Source organism: Streptomyces caniferus, assembly GCF_009811555.1.
GTDB classification, from domain to species: Bacteria; Actinomycetota; Actinomycetes; order Streptomycetales; family Streptomycetaceae; genus Streptomyces; species Streptomyces caniferus.
In genome coordinates, this window is record NZ_BLIN01000002.1 from 744435 (window position 1) to 759442 (window position 15008).

A 15008-nucleotide genomic window follows, 5' to 3' on the forward strand; every position below is an offset into this window, starting at 1 on the left:
GCGCCCGGTCAGGGGTGCGCCGCCCCACAGGGATTCAACCAGTTCCGTGCGGGGCTGCGCAGGGGACGGTCAGCGCTGGGCGGAGGTTGAGCCAGGGACGGACGGGAGCGCGGCGGCCGCGGAACCGATCAGCGGGCGCATGGGCTCCAGGGGCGGCAGCCCGGGCGGGTTCTTCCGCACCGGGGTGTTGCCGGTCGCGGCGGCGAGGGGTGCGAGGTAGTTCGCCGTGGCCGCGCCGCTCGCGGCTATCAGCGGCGACAGGCCGAAGCGACCGGCCTGGGCGGGCGCCGCGACCGAGGCCGACGGCGCGGGGGGCGCCGTGGTGGGGCCGTACAGGGTCAGGGTGCTGGGGGCCGGGGCCATGGTCGGACCACCGGTGGGCCGCCAGGCGCCGGGCCGGGAATTCTTGGCGGGAAACTCCTCACCGCGCAGGAGGGAACCACCGTCGGCCGCCGGGCTGACGCTGAGCGGGGTGACGGTCGTGCCGCCGCCGTCGACGCGTCCGCCGGGGAGATCGACGGCCGCCTCCAGCGGGAGGGCGCCACCCAGCGCGAACGCCGCGAGGGAGACCGCACCGGCCGCCGCGAAGGCGAACCGACGCCGCTGCGCGGGCCGGTAGCTCTCCTGCACACGGAAGCCGCGTCCGCGGGGCTGCGAGGGAATCGCCGCCATCGCATGGCCGGAGAGGCCGTCCGCGGGGACGTAGCGGAACGCGCCGCCGCCGCGGGCGAAGTCGCCGCGTCCGAAGCTGCCGTTGCCGAGCCGGCTGCCGGGACCGCCGGGGTCGCCGCCGGGCAGCTGCTGCAGCCGCGCCAGCAGCCCCTCGGAGGGGCCGGGGGGTGCCGTCTGGGCGAATACGCTCTTCAGCCGACGCTGGGCGTCGGCCTCTGCTTTGCACCGTCCGCATGTCGCAAGATGCGCGAGCACCCGCTCGCGTGCGTCATGCCCCAACTCGCCGTCGACCAGGGCCGCGAGGCGGTCGCCGAGATGCTGCTCGGCGGGGGACGGACCGCCACTGCCGCTCACGCGATTCCGACCTCCCCCGTGGGCACCACGGCCAGCGACCGCCGCTGCGCACGCTCTTCGGCACGGGTGGCCGGGGCGCGGTGCTTGAGGGCCTTGCGCAGATGGGAACGGCCGCGGTGGATCCGGCTGCGGACCGTACCGAGCTTGACACCGAGCGTCGCGGCGATCTCCTCGTAGGACAGGCCCTCGATGTCGCACAGGACGACGGCGGCACGGAATTCGGGCGCAAGGGTGTCCAGCGCCTGCTGGACATCGGCGTCGAAGTGGGTGTCGTTGAAGTGCTGCTGCGGGGAGGGCTCGCGGCTGGGGAGCCGCTCGGCCGCGTCGTCACCGAGCGCGTCGAAGCGGATGCGCTGACGGCGGCGGACCATGTCCAGGAAGAGGTTGGTGGTGATCCGGTGCAGCCAGCCCTCGAAGGTCCCGGGGGTGTACGTCGACAGCGAGCGGAAGACGCGGACGAACACCTCCTGGGTGAGATCCTCGGCGTCGTGTTGATTGCCGGTGAGGCGGTAGGCGAGGCGGTAGACCCGTGCACTGTGGGTGCTGACGATCTCCTCCCAGCTGGGCGGAGTCCACGCCTGCGCATCCGCGTCTGCGGCAAAGGTCGCGGTGGTTGCGGAGTCGGCGACGGGGGCCCCTCCCATGCCCTTCGGGCCATGGGGGCGGGAACGGTCAGCAGTGTTTGTCACGGATTTCGGCTCGGCGAACGACCTCTTCAAGCGCCTCAGCACCCCTCGGTCACCCGCCGCAGCCGCACCTCCCCTGGTGGCTCTGGTGGTGTCCAGTAGAGCCCCTACCATATCCACCTCGCCCGTTAGCTCCGGATAAGCAGTTTTGACCTGCATTTGGTCCTGCTTCTGGTCTTGCCTGGTGTCTCGCGCGGTCTTCACCGGTGCGTCCCCCCGTCTTCCCACTGCCCCTCTTTAACGCCCGGTCCCATCTGCGGGTTCCCGGACGCAGCGGATACAGTCACGGTTGCGTCAACTACGGGGACAGGAGAGGGCTATTACCGGCAACCGGCAGACGAGCTTGGCATTCGCCGAGGCGTACGGCGCCGGGACCATCGACGACAGCGCCGAGACCGCCCTGCGGTGGTCCCGCGACTGCGCGCGCGAAGCCGGCATCCGTACGGTGACGACCGGCACCGGCGCGGCCCTCCGCCTGCTCGCGGCCGCCGCGGATGCCAAGGCGGTCGCCGAGATCGGCACCGGCACGGGCGTGTCGGGCATCTACCTCCTGCACGGCATGCGGCCCGACGGCGTCCTGACCACCGTGGATCTCGAACCCGAGCGGCAGACGTTCGCCAAGCAGGCGTTCCGTGCGGCCGGCTTCGCCGGGAACCGCGCCCGCTTCATCCCCGGCCGCGCCCTGGACGTCCTGCCCCGCCTCGCGGACGGCGGCTACGACCTCGTCTTCTGCGACGGCGACCTCATGGAGTGCCTGGAATACCTCGCTGAATCGTTGCGTCTGCTGCGCCCCGGCGGCCTGGTCTGCTTCGAGGGCGTCTTCGCGGACGGCCGTACGGTCGACTCGTCGCTGCAGCCCTCCGAGGTCCTGCGGCTGCGGGAACTGCTGCGGACCGTCCGGGAGAGCAGCACGCTGGTGCCCGCCCTGCTGCCGGTCGGCGACGGACTGCTCTGCGCGGTCAAGCGCGGCTGACCGGCCCGGCTCGGCCCGGCATCGAGCCCGGGCGGCTTCCACTCCGGCTTCCGCTCGGCTCCGGCTCCGGCTCCGGCTCCGGCTCCGGCTCCGGCTCCGGGACATGCAAACGGCCCCGGCACCTGGCGCGCCTGTACTGCGCGCCACGTGCCGGGGCCGGGGTAATACGGCTGGGGATACCGGGGTCAGCCCCGGGAAACCGCCGGTTGCGCCGCCCTTGTCAGACGGTGACCTTGTCCAGGGCCTCACCCAGCGCCTTGGCTTCGTCGGGGGTCAGCTCGACGACGAGCCGCCCGCCGCCTTCGAGCGGAACGCGCATGACGATGCCCCGCCCCTCCTTGGTCACCTCGAGCGGGCCGTCGCCCGTCCGCGGCTTCATGGCCGCCATGCTCGTTCCCCTTCCTGAAACCAGCTCATCTCAGCCGCCGGCCCGAATAGGCACGTGTCACCGGCATCGAACACATTGCTTCCAGGCCATTATCCCGCATCGAACGACCCGATGACCAACATCGGGCAGCATCCCTTCGGCAACGCGCTCCCGCAAACCCCCTCAATTCGGTGAGGCGGCTGCAATACTTCTCCGCCCGCCGACCTCCGACGCGCCCGCAATCTTTGATGTACGTCACATGCCGAGGCCCGATGATCTCCGGCATCCTGAGCGCTGACTGCCGCTGCCGAGCAGTCCGAGCCGCGACGGAGGGGACTCCCACTATGGCCGACACCGTGCTCTATGACGTGACCGACGGACTCGCGACGATCACTCTCAACCGCCCCGACGCGATGAACGCGCTGAACATCGAGGCGAAGGTCCTGCTGCGGGACACCCTGAAGGAGGCCGCCGCCGATCCGGCCGTACGCGCCGTTCTCCTGACCGCCACCGGGCGCGCCTTCTGCGTCGGACAGGACCTCAAGGAGCACATCGGCCTGCTGGCCGAGGACCGGGCCACCGGGTCCGGCAGCACCATGAACACCGTGCGGGAGCACTACAACCCGATCGTCACCGCGCTGACCGAGATGCCCAAGCCCGTGGTCGCGGGCGTCAACGGGGTGGCCGCGGGGGCCGGTGCGGGCTTTGCGCTGGCCGCCGACTACCGCGTGGTCGCGGACTCGGCGTCCTTCAACACCTCCTTCGCGGGCGTCGCGCTGACCGCCGACTCCGGGGTGTCCTGGACGCTGCCCCGGCTGATCGGCCAGGGCAGGGCCGCCGACCTGCTGCTCTTCCCGCGCAACATCAGCGCCCAGGAGGCGTACGACCTGGGCATCGCCAACAAGGTGGTGCCGGCCGACGAGCTGGCCGAGGCGGCCGCGGCCGTCGCCCGCCGGCTGGCTCAGGGACCGACTGCCGCGTACGCCGCGATCAAGGAGTCGCTGGCCTACGGGGCGGGGCACTCGCTCACCGAGACCCTCGGCAAGGAGGACGAGCTGCAGGGCCGGGCGGGCGCGTCCCAGGACCACCAGATCGCGGTCGAGGCGTTCGTGAAGAAGGAGAAGCCGGTCTTCCTGGGCCGCTGACCGGCCGCCGCCGGCCCCCTGCCCGCCGGTCCGGCCGGCCGGCGGCTCGCACCGTCCGGTCCGTTCAGCCGTGCGGTCCGCGTCAGCGGGCCGCCCCGGGTCGGCCCGCCGCCGCCTCCACGGACCGCCGCACATGGCAGTCCGCCAGGTGGTCGTTGACCAGGCCGCACGCCTGCATCATCGCGTAGGCGGTGGTCGGGCCGACGAAGCGGAAGCCGCGCTTCTTGAGGTCCTTGGCGAGCGCCGTCGACTCCGGGGTCACCGGCTGCACGTCGCGCACCGTCCGCGGCACCGGCCGGCCCGCCCGCTCGGGGGCGTAGGACCAGATCAGGGCGTCGAGCTCCCCGGGGGCCAGCTCGGCGGCGATCCTGGCGTTGCCGAGCGTCGCGGTGATCTTGGCGCGGTTGCGGATGATGCCCGGGTCGGCGAGCAGCCGCTCGGCGTCCGCGTCCGTGAACCGCGCCACCTCGGCGATCCGGAAACCGGCGAACGCGGCGCGGAAGCCGAGCCGGCGGCGCAGGATCGTGATCCACGAGAGGCCGGACTGGAACGCCTCCAGGGTCATCCGCTCGAAGAGGGCGTCGTCGCCGTGGACGGGCAGGCCCCATTCGGTGTCGTGATAGGCGCGGTAGTCGGCCATCTGCGCCGACTCCATCCCCCAGGGGCAGCGCGGGATGCCGTCCGGCTCCGTCACCACGCCGCTCATGCCGGGGTCCCGCCTTCCGGAGTGCTGCCGGGTGCTTCGGGCGTCCCGGGGGACTCGCCGTCGCCGGGACCGTTCCCCGGCCGTGCTTCCTTCACCGGCCCGAGCACGGGCGGGCCGTCCTGTATCAGCCCCGGGCCGCCCATGGCGGAGGCATGCGCACCGGCCAGCGCCGCCTCGAGTTCGGCGATCCGGGCGTCCCGCTCGGCCAGTTCGGCGCCCAGGCGGTCCAGGACGTCGTCGACGTCGTTCATGCGGTAGCCACGGACGGTCACCGGAAGACGGACGGCTTCCACATCGGCGCGGCCCACCGGGCGGTCCTCCGGCAGCGGGTCGCTCAGCCGGTCCGGCTCGGCGTCCCGCAGCCCACCGCCGTCACCGCCGCCGACGACCACGAGGGTGACGGTGGCCACCACCACGACCATCGCGATCAGCAAGAACCAGAACACGACCAACTCCCCGGACTATGTGCCTGCACTGATCGTGCCATGCGGGTGTGACAGTTAGGGTCGCTCCCGGACCACGGAGAGGGAGTCAGGGAATGCTGCGGCTGGGGAATCGCGAGTTCGGGGCGCATGAGCCGGTGATCATGGCCATCGTCAACAGGACACCGGACTCGTTCTACGACCAGGGCGCCACGTTCCGTGACGAGCCCGCGCTGGCCCGCGTGGAACAGGCGGTGGCCGACGGCGCCGCGATCATCGACATCGGCGGCGTGAAGGCCGGCCCCGGTGAAGAGGTGAGCGCCGAGGAAGAGGCCCGCCGCACGGTCGGGTTCGTGGCCGAGGTCCGCAAGCGCTTCCCCGATGTGGTGATCAGCGTCGACACCTGGCGCCACGAGGTCGGCGAGGCGGTGTGCGAGGCCGGCGCGGATGTGCTCAACGACGCCTGGGGCGGGGTCGATCCGCGGCTCGCCGAGGTCGCGGCGCGCTACGGCGCGGGCCTGGTGTGCACGCACGCGGGCGGCGCCGAGCCGCGTACCCGCCCGCACCGGGTGACGTACGACGACGTGGTGGACGACATCCTGCGGGTGACGCTCGGGCTGGCGGAGCGGGCCGTGGAGCTGGGCGTCCGGCGGGACGCGATCATGATCGACCCGGGGCACGACTTCGGGAAGAACACCCGGCACAGCCTGGAGGCCACCCGGCGGCTGGAGGAGATGACCCGGGCCGTTCCCCGGGCTCTCGGCTTCCCCCGGGCCGGGGACACCCCGTTGCCGGTGCTGGTCTCGCTGTCCAACAAGGACTTCGTCGGCGAGACGCTCGACCGGCCGGTCAAGGAACGCCTGCTCGGCACCCTCGCGACCACGGCCGTCTCGGCCTGGCTGGGCGCGCAGGTCTACCGCGTCCACGAGGTCGCCGAGACCCGGCAGGTGCTGGACATGGTGGCCACGATCGCCGGCCACCGGCCCCCGGCGGTCGCCCGCCGGGGACTGGCCTGAGGACTCCGGGCCTCAGATCCCGACCTCCTTGGTCACCAGCGCGATCGCCTCGTCCACGTCGTCGCTGAGGTGGAAGAGCTCCAGGTCGTGCATCGACGCCTTGCCCTCGGCGATGAGGGTGTCGCGCAGCCAGTCGACCAGTCCGCTCCAGTAGGCCGTGCCGAACAGCACGATCGGGAAGCGGGTGACCTTACGGGTCTGGACGAGGGTGAGCGCCTCGAAGAGCTCGTCGAGGGTGCCGAGCCCGCCGGGGAGCACCACGAACCCCCGGGCGTACTTCACGAAGCACGTCTTGCGGACGAAGAAGTAGCGGAAGTCGACGCCGAGGTTCACGTACTCGTTCATGCCCTGCTCGAAGGGCAGCTCGATGCCCAGCCCGACGGAGGTGCCCCCGGCCTCGTTGGCGCCCTTGTTGGCGGCCTCCATGGCGCCGGGGCCGCCGCCGGTGATCACCGCGAAACCGGCGTCGACCAGGGCCCGGCCGATCCGGACGCCGGCGTCGTACTCCTGGGAGTCACGCGGCGTACGGGCCGAGCCGAAGACGCTGACGGCCGGGCCCAGCTCGGCCAGCGCGCCGAAGCCCTCGACGAACTCCGACTGGATGCGCATCACGCGCCAGGGATCGGTGTGCACCCACTCGGAGGGGCCTTCGGAGTCCAGCAGGCGCTGGTCCGTGGTGCCGGTCCGCACCTGGTCCTGGCGGCGCAGTACGGGACCCAGCCGCTGCTCCTCGGGGACCGGTGCTCCCTCGGGACTGGCCATGTCGTGCTCCCTCCGCTGGCAGATCGTTTGCCGTTTCAGCGTAGATCCGCGGACGTGAAGCGCAGGGGAATTCGGTGGGTGGGCGTGCGGCCGGTCCCCGGTCCGCGGACAACCGCCGGGGGCCGGCCGGCCGTCAGGCGGTCAGCCAGGCGCGCAGCCGCTCCTCGCAGTGGAGGATGCGGTCGACCTCGACCCGTTCGTCCTTCTTGTGGGCGAGCAGCGAGTAGCCGGGGCCGTAGTTGACGGCCGGGACGCCCAGGGCGCTGAAGCGCGAGACGTCGGTCCAGCCGAACTTGGGCATCGCGCTGCCGCCGACGGACTCCATGAAGGCCTTGGCCGCCGGGTGGGACAGACCGGGCAGCGCGCCCGGGGAGTGGTCGTCGACGACGAATTCGTCCACCGGGCAGTCCGCGAAGACCTCGCGGACGTGGGCCAGCGCCTCGTCGGGCGTACGGTCCGGCGCGTAGCGGAAGTTCACGGTGACCGTGCAGGCGTCCGGGATGACGTTGTTGGCGACGCCGCCCTCGACGCGTACGGCGTTGAGGCCCTCGCGGTATTCGAGGCCGTCGATGACCGGGCGGCGCGGTTCGTACGCCGCCAGCTTCGCCAGGATCGGCGCGGCGGCGTGCAGGGCGTTGGCGCCCATCCAGCTGCGGGCGGAGTGGGCGCGCTCGCCGGTGGTGCGCAGCAGGACCCTCAGGGTGCCCTGGCAGCCGCCCTCCACCTGGCCGTCGGAGGGCTCCAGGAGGACGGCGAAGTCACCGGCGAGCCAGTCGGGGTGGGCGTCGGCGACATGGCCGAGCCCGTTGAGGTGCGCCGCGACCTCTTCCTGGTCGTAGAAGACGAAGGTCAGGTCGCGGTTGGGCGCGGGGACCGTGGCGGCCATCCGCAGCTGGACGGCGACACCGGACTTCATGTCGCAGGTGCCGCAGCCCCACAGGACACCGTTCTCGTCCAGCCGGGAGGGGACGTTGTCGGCGATCGGCACGGTGTCGAGGTGTCCGGCGAGCACCACCCGTTCGTCGCGGCCCAGGTGGGTGCGGGCCACGACGTTGTTGCCGTGGCGGTCGACGGTCAGGTGCGGGAGCGCGCGCAGGGCGTGCTCGACGGCGTCGGCGAGGTCCTTCTCGTTGCCGCTCTCGGAGGGGAAGTCGACGAGCTGCGCGGTGAGCGCTGCGGCGTCGAGCGACAGGTCGAGGGCGGGGTGGTCTGTGCGGCGCTCCATGGATCCGACCCTATCCGCAGCACTCCAGTACGGTGGGCCCGTGTCCGCACAGCCCTCGACCTCCGTCCGCCGCACCCGCCTGTGGCGTATCACCGCGGCCGTCTCCGTCCTGATCGGCCTGGCCGTCTACCTCACGGTGCAGTACATCACCGGTGGCCCGGGGGCCCCGCGCTGCACGGTGCGCGGCGAGGGCGACGCCGAGGCCTACGAGCTCTCCCCCGAGCAGGCCGCGAACGCCGCGACGATCTCGGCCGTGGGCTCCTCGCGCGGGCTGCCGGAGCGGGCGGTGACCATCGCGCTGGCGACCGCGATGCAGGAGTCGGGGCTGCGCAACATCGACTTCGGCGACCGGGATTCGGTCGGACTCTTCCAGCAGCGGCCGTCGCAGGACTGGGGCACCGTGCAGAAGATCATGGATCCGGTCTACTCGGCCGGGGAGTTCTACCGGCATCTGGCGAATGTGCCCGGCTACTCCCGGCTGCCGCTGACCGTCGCCGCGCAGAAGGTGCAGCACAGCGGCTATCCGCAGGCCTACGCCAAACACGAGGCGAATGCCGCGCAGTTGACCGGGGCGCTCATGGGCCGCGACCGGGGTGCGATGACCTGCACCGAGAGCCGTCCGGTGGACAGCAGGGCGGGCGGCGCCGCGAAGGTGCGGGAGAAGCTGCTGCGGGAATTCGGCCCCCGGGTGCTGCCGCGGGCGGGCAGCGCCGCCGGCGGCCGCACCGCGGGCGACGGGCGCAGCGTGACGATACCGGTACGGGCGGCGGGCGCCATGGCCGCGGGCGATGTCCAGCGGCGCGGCTGGGAGCTGGCGACGTGGGCGATGGCGCACTCCGCCGAGCTGCACGTCGAACAGATCTCTTACGCCGGCCGGACGTGGACCGCCGCCGATTCGGGGAAGGGCTGGCAGCAGAAGCCGGGCTCTTCCGCGGCGGCCGCGCGCGACGTTCGTATCATCACCGAGCAATAGTTTGCCGGGTCCCCCGAAAGGGGCACGGGCCGCAATTCCCCTGCGCGGTAGGCGAGTTGGCCGAGGCGTGCTTGTGCGCCAGGCCAATTCCCTTGCACGCAAAGGGCTGTGACGTTTCCGCGGGCCGCCGGACCGTGCGCATATTGCCCTTCTTTATCCAGGCCCGATTATGTGACGCGTTACCAACTCTTTACCGGAGTTCACCGCAACCTTCGGGGTTCTGACGCGGTAGTCAGTGCGTCCGCCAGGCGGACATGGCACATCTGTCAGAAGTACGAGTCCTTCTCCGTAAAAGGAGCACCATGTCCCTCCCCGTTACGCGTCGGATCGCCCGAGCCGCCCTGCTCGTTGCAGCGGGTGCCGCTCCCGTGGTCGCTGCGGCCGGCTCCGCGAGCGCCGCGGATCTGCCCGCCAAGACACTCGGCGGGCTGACGGCGCCCCTGGACTCCCAGAACACCAGCCGGACCCTCGACCACACCGCGCGCCACGGCGTCGGCCTGGTGAACGCGGCCGGCAGCAAGGCGGCGACGAAGCTCGCCCCGGCGCTGGTGGAGACCGCCGGTCCGGTCGTGAAGAAGGCCATGCCGCTCACCCAGGGCGCCGCCGACAAGGCCGAGAACGTCGTCCGCCCGCTCGCCAAGAACGGCATCTCGACCAACTCGCTGCCGCTGGACGTCGCCAAGGGCCTGGTCGGGTCGCCCAACAAGGGCCTGCTCGCCCCGGCCCAGGGCCTGCTCGGCGGTCTGCCGCTCGGCGGCCGCTGACCGGCCGCCCGCCCGTAACGCGCAGGGGCCCGGGGAGTTCGCTCTCCCCGGGCCCCTGCGCGTCGTCACGGGCGGCTCACTCCGCCAGTCGGCGCACCGCGGCGGCCACCCGCTCGTCGGTGGCGGTGAAGGCGATCCGTACGAACCGCTCCCCGGCGGCGCCGTAGAAGTCGCCGGGCGCGACGAGGATGCCGCGCTCGGCGAGCTCGCCGACGGTGTCCCAGCAGGGCTCGTCACGGGTCGCCCAGAGGTAGAGCGAGGCCTCGCTGTGCTCGATGCGGAAGCCCGCGGCCTCGAAGGCGCCCCGCAGCGCGGCGCGGCGGCGGGCGTAGCGCTCACGCTGCTCGGCGACGTGGGCGGTGTCGCCCAGTGCCGCGACGGTGGCGGCCTGCACGGGCGCCGCGATCATCATGCCGCCGTGCTTGCGGATCTGCAGCAGGTCGCCGAGGACCGCGGCGTCGCCGACGAGGAAGGCGGAGCGGTATCCGGCGAGGTTGGAGCGCTTGGACAGGGAGTGGACGGCGACGAGACCCTCGTGGGAGCCGCCGCAGACGTCCGGGTGCAGCACGGAGACCGGGTCGGCCTCCCAGCCGAGCTCCAGGTAGCACTCGTCGCTGACGACCAGCACGTCGTGCTCGCGCGCCCAGGCGACGGCGCGCCGCAGCTCGTCGGCGCCGAGCACCCGGCCCGTCGGGTTCGACGGCGAGTTCAGCCAGAGCAGCTTCAGGCCGCTGGGGTCCAGCTCCCAGGGCTCGTCGTAGACGACCGGCTCGGCGCCGGCCAGCCGGGCGCCGACCTCGTACGTCGGGTAGGCCAGGCGCGGGTAGGCGACCTTGTCCCCGGCGCCCAGGCCCAGCTGGGTCGGCAGCCAGGCCACCAGCTCCTTGGAGCCGACGACGGGCAGCACATTGGTGTGCTCCAGGCCGCGGGCTCCGAGGCGGTCGGCCGCCCAGCCGGTGAGCGCGTCGCGCAGCGCGGCCGTACCCCACACCGTCGGGTAGCCGGGGCTGTCGGCCGCGTCGGTCAGGGCCTGCCGGACCAGCGCGGGGACCGGGTCGACCGGGGTGCCGACGGACAGGTCGACGATGCCGTCGGCGTGTGCGGCGGCGGTGGCCTTGTACGGCTCCAGCCGGTCCCAGGGGAAGTCCGGGAGGCGGTCGCGGAGCGACGCGCGGGGGGAGACGGGCTGGGAGGACGATGCTGCGCCCACGGTGCTCTCTTTCTCGGTGGTGCCGGGCACCGGCGCACACATGCGCCGGTCCCGTACGGCGAGCTGGCCGTACGGGACCGGGGCGGCGCCGTGCGACCTCCCCCAGCTCGCGCTGGGAGGTGCCCCCGACGTCATCGGAGGCGAGAGGGAGCGGGCGGGCTGCTCCCCCTTGGGCCTCGCGTCGTTACTGGTTCTGCGGCGGCAGCGCCGCGATGAAGGGGTGGTCGCGCTCGATCAGGCCGAGCTTGCTGGCGCCACCGGGCGAGCCGAGCTCGTCGAAGAACTCCACATTCGCCTTGTAGTAGTCCTTCCACTCCTCCGGGGTGTCGTCCTCGTAGAAGATCGCCTCGACCGGGCAGACCGGCTCACAGGCACCACAGTCGACGCATTCGTCCGGGTGGATGTACAAGGACCGGGAGCCCTCGTAGATGCAGTCGACCGGGCACTCCTCGATGCACGCCTTGTCCTTGACGTCGACACAAGGCTGCGCGATGACGTAGGTCACGCTGTCGTTCCTCCTCGGTAGGGCCGGCGGACCGATTGGCAGTACCGCCGCAGGGCGCGCGGGAGCGCGGCGTCGTCGATGCCCGCCATCTAGTATCTCCGTTCCCGGGCGCGAGACGAACAAGAGGGGCGGTTTGAGCGATGGAATTCCTGGCCGGCGGCCACGCGGAAGTCCGTATCACCCGTGCTGACGTGGGCAAAAGGGTATCCGTCCGGCGCTTGACCGGGGGCGGAGAGGGGCAGCCGGCGTTCAGTGATGCGGTCGGGGTTCTCACATCCTGGGATGAAGGTGTGCTGAGCATCACACGACGCAACGGTGAATGCGTCAAGGTCGAGGAGTCCTCGCTGGTGGCGGCCAAGACCGTGCCCGCCGGGCCGCCCCGCAGAAGGGGGCCGTCGGCCACCGCCCGGGAGCTCCAGCGGGTCGCCGCCCGCGGCTGGCCGGCTCTCGAGACGGAGCCGCTCGGGGAATGGACGCTGCGGGCATCCGGGGGATTCACCCGCCGCGCCAACTCCGTATTGCCGCTCGGCGACCCCGGCGTCCCCCTGGACACGGCGCTGGAGCGGATCGGCCAGTGGTATGCCGCGCGCGGGCTGCCGCCGGTGATCGTGGTCGCCACCGGGCGGGCCGACGCCGACGAGGAGCTGGCCGCGGCGCTGGCGGAGCGCGGCTGGGCCGACGAGCGGCACACCCGGGTCCGGATCATGGGGCTGGCACCGCTGGCCGACACCGGCACGGCCGCTCCCCCGGGCTCCGCCGGCGAGGCCCCTGCCCGCGTCAGCCTGTCCCGGGAACCGGACGCGGACTGGCTGGCGCTGTACAACCGGACCGGCGGGGCCGACCGGACCGGCGAGGCCGCACGGAACGCCCTGAAGGTGCTGACCGGCGGGCCCTCGGTGTGGTTCGCGACGGTGCGCGACGCGGACGGCGGCACGGCGGCGATCGGGCGGATGGTCGTCGACGGGCGCTGGGCGGGCTTCGCGGCGGTCGAGGTGGCACCGGCCGCACGGCGCCGCGGGCTCGCCACGCAGGTCATGGTGGCGCTCGCCGAGCGCGCCCTGACGGAGGGTGCCTCGGCCGCGTACCTGCAGGTCGAAGCGGACAACACGGACGCCCTCGCGTTCTACGACCGGCTCGGCTTCACCGACCACCACGGCTACCACTACCGGCGTGCCCTGCCGGGCGGCGGCCGGCACTGAACGGGGGTCCCGCCGCCATGCCCCACGAACCCGGACCCGAGCCGGAGCCGGCGGACGCCCGCGCCGCGCGGCGGCAGCAGTTCGCCGACGCCGCGCGCGCCGAGCGGCCCGATCTGGCGCTGCTGTGCCTGCTGATCGGCGCCGAGGCCGATCCCGCGCTGGACGAGGCGGGTCTCGACGCGGCCCAGATCGAGCTGGACCGGCTGGCCGGGCTGCTCCCCTTCTCCCCGGCCGGCGGCCCGGGCGCCTGGGCCCGCAACCTCGCCGAGCTGCTCGGCACCCGGTGCGGCTTCGGCGGCTCCCCCGGCGACTACCGGCGGCTGGAGTCCTCGCTGCTGCACGAGGTGCTGCGGCGGCGCCGGGGCCTGCCGATCCTGCTGTCGGTGGTGTGGCTGGAGGTGGCGCGGCGGGCCGGCGCGCCCGTGTACGGGGTGGCGCTGCCGGGTCACTTCGTCGTCGGCTTCGGCGATCCGGCCGGTGCGCATGTGCTGGCCGATCCGTTCGGGGGCGGGCGGCTGCTCAGCGAGGAGGACGCGGGGCTGCTGGTCGCGGGCGCGACCGGGGAGCCGCTGAGCGAGCGGATGATGACGCCCGCCGACCCGCTGGAGATCGTGCTGCGGGTGCTCAACAACATCCGGACCTGGGCGCAGGCGCGCCCGGAGCACAGCGCGGTACAGCTGTGGGCGCTGGAGCTGTCGCTGCTGCTGCCGAGCCATCCGGCGCGGCTGCGCCATGAGCGGGCCCAACTGCTCGTGCAGCGCGGCGAGTTCCTCGCCGGAGCGGCCGAGCTGGAGGAGTACGCCCGGGTGGTGGAGGCCGTCGAGCCGGCCGGGGCGACCGCGATACGGCGTCAGGCCGCGGCGGCGCGCGCCATGCTCAACTGAGCGGCGGCCGGGCTGCGGCGGACGACCAGCACGGTCGCGTCGTCCTTGAGCTCGCCGTGGGTGAAGCTCTCCAGGTCGGCGCGGAGGGTGCGGGTCAGCTCGGGGGGCTCCAGTTCGGTCCACCCGGCCAGCCGTTCGGCCAGCGGGTAGAACTCGCCGTCCGGGCCGCGCGCCTCGGTCACGCCGTCCGTGCACAGCACCAGCCAGTCGTCGGGCTCGGGGTGGACCCGGACGCTGCGGCGGGGCTCGCCGCTGAGCATGCCCAGGCCCAGGGGTAGTCCGCCCTCGCCGTCCTGGCGCTCGTAGACCTTGCCGCCGCGCACCAGGTAGTACGGGATGTGGCCGCAGGACAGCACCCGGCCCTGCGGCAGCCCGGCCGGGTCGCGCACCTCCATCAGCAGCGCCGTGACGAAGCGCTCGTCGGTGCCCTGCTGGACCGAACGGGCGTTGTAGCGGGCCAGCGCCTGTTCCATGCGCTCGGCCACCGACTCCAGCGAGTCCAGATGCTGGGCGGCCTCCCGGAACGACGCCAGCACCTCCAGGCCCGCCCCGATCGCCGGCATGCCCTTGCCCTGCACATCGCCGATCATCAGCCGCAGGCCGTGCGGGGTCTCGATGGCCTCGTAGATGTCCCCGCCGACCCGGGCCCCCTCCTGGGCGGAGACGTAGAAGCCGTACGCCTCGACCGCGCCCGCGCTCAGCGGCAGCTCGCGCAGCATCGCCCGCTGCACCGTGTCGGCCACCAGGCGGGTACGGGCGTGCAGCGCCTCGCGCTGCAGCCGGGTGCGGCACAGCACCAGGGAGAACACGGCCACCAGGACCACGCCGAAGATGCCGACGACCCGGCTGGCCGGAGCCCAGTCGGGCACCGTGTAGATGTCGACGTAGGTCAGGCACACGACGAAGACGGCTGACACCAGGAGCGTCACCCGGAACGAACAGCGCAGCGCGGCGTAGAGCGGGGCGATGCCCAAGAAGGCCGAGATGTGCAGCTCGGGGCTGGTCGTGGCGTCCAGGACCGCGACGACGAGGATCGCGAGGATCAGCAGCGCGGGAGCAAGGCGGTTGCTCTCCGTCTGACGGTCGGCAGGCATAACACTTCAAGAGTGCGCGACACCGCCCGGCGCCGCACAGGGACCAAGGTC

General features: G+C 72.8%; 17 protein-coding genes. 7 read left to right on the forward strand and 10 right to left on the reverse strand.

The genetic code is table 11. From position 1 onward, the window contains the following. Positions 1–69 precede the first annotated feature (69 nt). Both Scani_RS05100 and sigE read right to left on the reverse strand, forming a co-directional pair. Positions 70–1026, reverse strand: coding sequence for a zf-HC2 domain-containing protein (locus Scani_RS05100; protein ID WP_159470428.1), 957 nt, complete (start codon positions 1024–1026; stop codon positions 70–72). Continuing rightward, positions 1023–1715, reverse strand: coding sequence for an RNA polymerase sigma factor SigE (gene sigE / locus Scani_RS05105; RefSeq protein WP_371872309.1), 693 nt, complete (start codon positions 1713–1715; stop codon positions 1023–1025). Before sigE ends, Scani_RS05100 begins: the two co-directional genes overlap by 4 nt. Positions 1716–2088: 373 nt before the next feature. Between sigE and Scani_RS05110 the strand changes: the two genes are divergently transcribed. Then, a complete protein-coding gene (locus Scani_RS05110; protein ID WP_371872322.1) occupies positions 2089–2685 on the forward strand; it encodes an O-methyltransferase in 597 nt (198 codons plus the stop codon). Between the two features lie 220 nt (positions 2686–2905). Here Scani_RS05110 and Scani_RS05115 read toward each other — a convergent pair whose 3' ends face one another. Continuing rightward, positions 2906–3073, reverse strand: coding sequence for a DUF3117 domain-containing protein (locus Scani_RS05115; protein ID WP_006603288.1), 168 nt, complete (start codon positions 3071–3073; stop codon positions 2906–2908). A gap of 323 nt (positions 3074–3396) precedes the next feature. On the opposite strand from Scani_RS05115, the gene chcB reads away from it, so the two are divergent. Further along, the gene (chcB, locus tag Scani_RS05120; protein WP_159470434.1) at positions 3397–4197 is read left to right on the forward strand and encodes a 2-cyclohexenylcarbonyl CoA isomerase; all 801 of its coding nucleotides are present in this window, start codon (positions 3397–3399) and stop codon (positions 4195–4197) included. An 82-nt stretch (positions 4198–4279) separates the two neighbouring features. On the opposite strand, the gene Scani_RS05125 is transcribed toward chcB, so the two are convergent. Continuing rightward, on the reverse strand, positions 4280–4903 hold the full coding sequence (locus Scani_RS05125; RefSeq protein ID WP_159470436.1) for a DNA-3-methyladenine glycosylase I: 624 nt from the start codon (positions 4901–4903) through the stop codon (positions 4280–4282). Then, positions 4900–5349 (reverse strand): DivIVA domain-containing protein, encoded by a 450-nt coding sequence (locus tag Scani_RS05130; protein WP_159470438.1) that lies wholly within the window; start codon positions 5347–5349, stop codon positions 4900–4902. The genes Scani_RS05125 and Scani_RS05130 overlap by 4 nt, the downstream gene beginning before the upstream one ends. Before the next feature lie 92 nt (positions 5350–5441). Here Scani_RS05130 and folP point away from each other — a divergent pair, with 92 nt between their 5' ends. Continuing rightward, complete coding sequence (gene folP / locus Scani_RS05135) at positions 5442–6341, forward strand: dihydropteroate synthase (protein ID WP_159470440.1); 900 nt, start codon at positions 5442–5444, stop codon at positions 6339–6341. A gap of 12 nt (positions 6342–6353) precedes the next feature. Here the strand turns inward: folP and Scani_RS05140 are convergent, their stop codons facing one another. Together Scani_RS05140 and dapE are read right to left on the reverse strand one after the other, a co-directional pair. Further along, entirely contained in the window at positions 6354–7103 is a 750-nt protein-coding gene (locus Scani_RS05140) for an LOG family protein (protein WP_159470442.1), read from the reverse strand. 133 nt (positions 7104–7236) lie between these two features. Then, a complete protein-coding gene (dapE, locus tag Scani_RS05145; protein ID WP_159470444.1) occupies positions 7237–8328 on the reverse strand; it encodes a succinyl-diaminopimelate desuccinylase in 1092 nt (363 codons plus the stop codon). 40 nt (positions 8329–8368) lie between these two features. Between dapE and Scani_RS05150 the strand changes: the two genes are divergently transcribed. Continuing rightward, complete coding sequence (locus Scani_RS05150) at positions 8369–9301, forward strand: VldE C-terminal domain-containing protein (RefSeq protein WP_159470446.1); 933 nt, start codon at positions 8369–8371, stop codon at positions 9299–9301. Between the two features lie 302 nt (positions 9302–9603). Beyond that, positions 9604–10065, forward strand: a complete 462-nt coding sequence (locus Scani_RS05155; RefSeq protein WP_159470448.1) for an ATP-binding protein — start codon at positions 9604–9606, stop codon at positions 10063–10065. 76 nt (positions 10066–10141) lie between these two features. Here Scani_RS05155 and dapC read toward each other — a convergent pair whose 3' ends face one another. Further along, the gene (gene dapC / locus Scani_RS05160; protein WP_159470450.1) at positions 10142–11275 is read right to left on the reverse strand and encodes a succinyldiaminopimelate transaminase; all 1134 of its coding nucleotides are present in this window, start codon (positions 11273–11275) and stop codon (positions 10142–10144) included. A gap of 184 nt (positions 11276–11459) precedes the next feature. After that, the gene (fdxA, locus tag Scani_RS05165) at positions 11460–11780 is read right to left on the reverse strand and encodes a ferredoxin (protein ID WP_018089397.1); all 321 of its coding nucleotides are present in this window, start codon (positions 11778–11780) and stop codon (positions 11460–11462) included. 140 nt (positions 11781–11920) lie between these two features. On the opposite strand from fdxA, the gene Scani_RS05170 reads away from it, so the two are divergent. Next, positions 11921–12979 carry a GNAT family N-acetyltransferase gene (locus Scani_RS05170; protein WP_159470453.1) on the forward strand — a complete coding sequence of 353 codons (1059 nt, stop codon included), beginning with the start codon at positions 11921–11923 and terminating at the stop codon, positions 12977–12979. 17 nt (positions 12980–12996) lie between these two features. Next, positions 12997–13863: a transglutaminase family protein gene (locus Scani_RS05175; protein ID WP_159470455.1), complete on the forward strand. Its 867-nt coding sequence runs from the start codon at positions 12997–12999 to the stop codon at positions 13861–13863. Here Scani_RS05175 and Scani_RS05180 read toward each other — a convergent pair. Next, positions 13830–14957 carry a PP2C family protein-serine/threonine phosphatase gene (locus tag Scani_RS05180; RefSeq protein ID WP_159470457.1) on the reverse strand — a complete coding sequence of 376 codons (1128 nt, stop codon included), beginning with the start codon at positions 14955–14957 and terminating at the stop codon, positions 13830–13832. The genes Scani_RS05175 and Scani_RS05180 overlap by 34 nt on opposite strands. Positions 14958–15008: the final 51 nt, after the last annotated feature.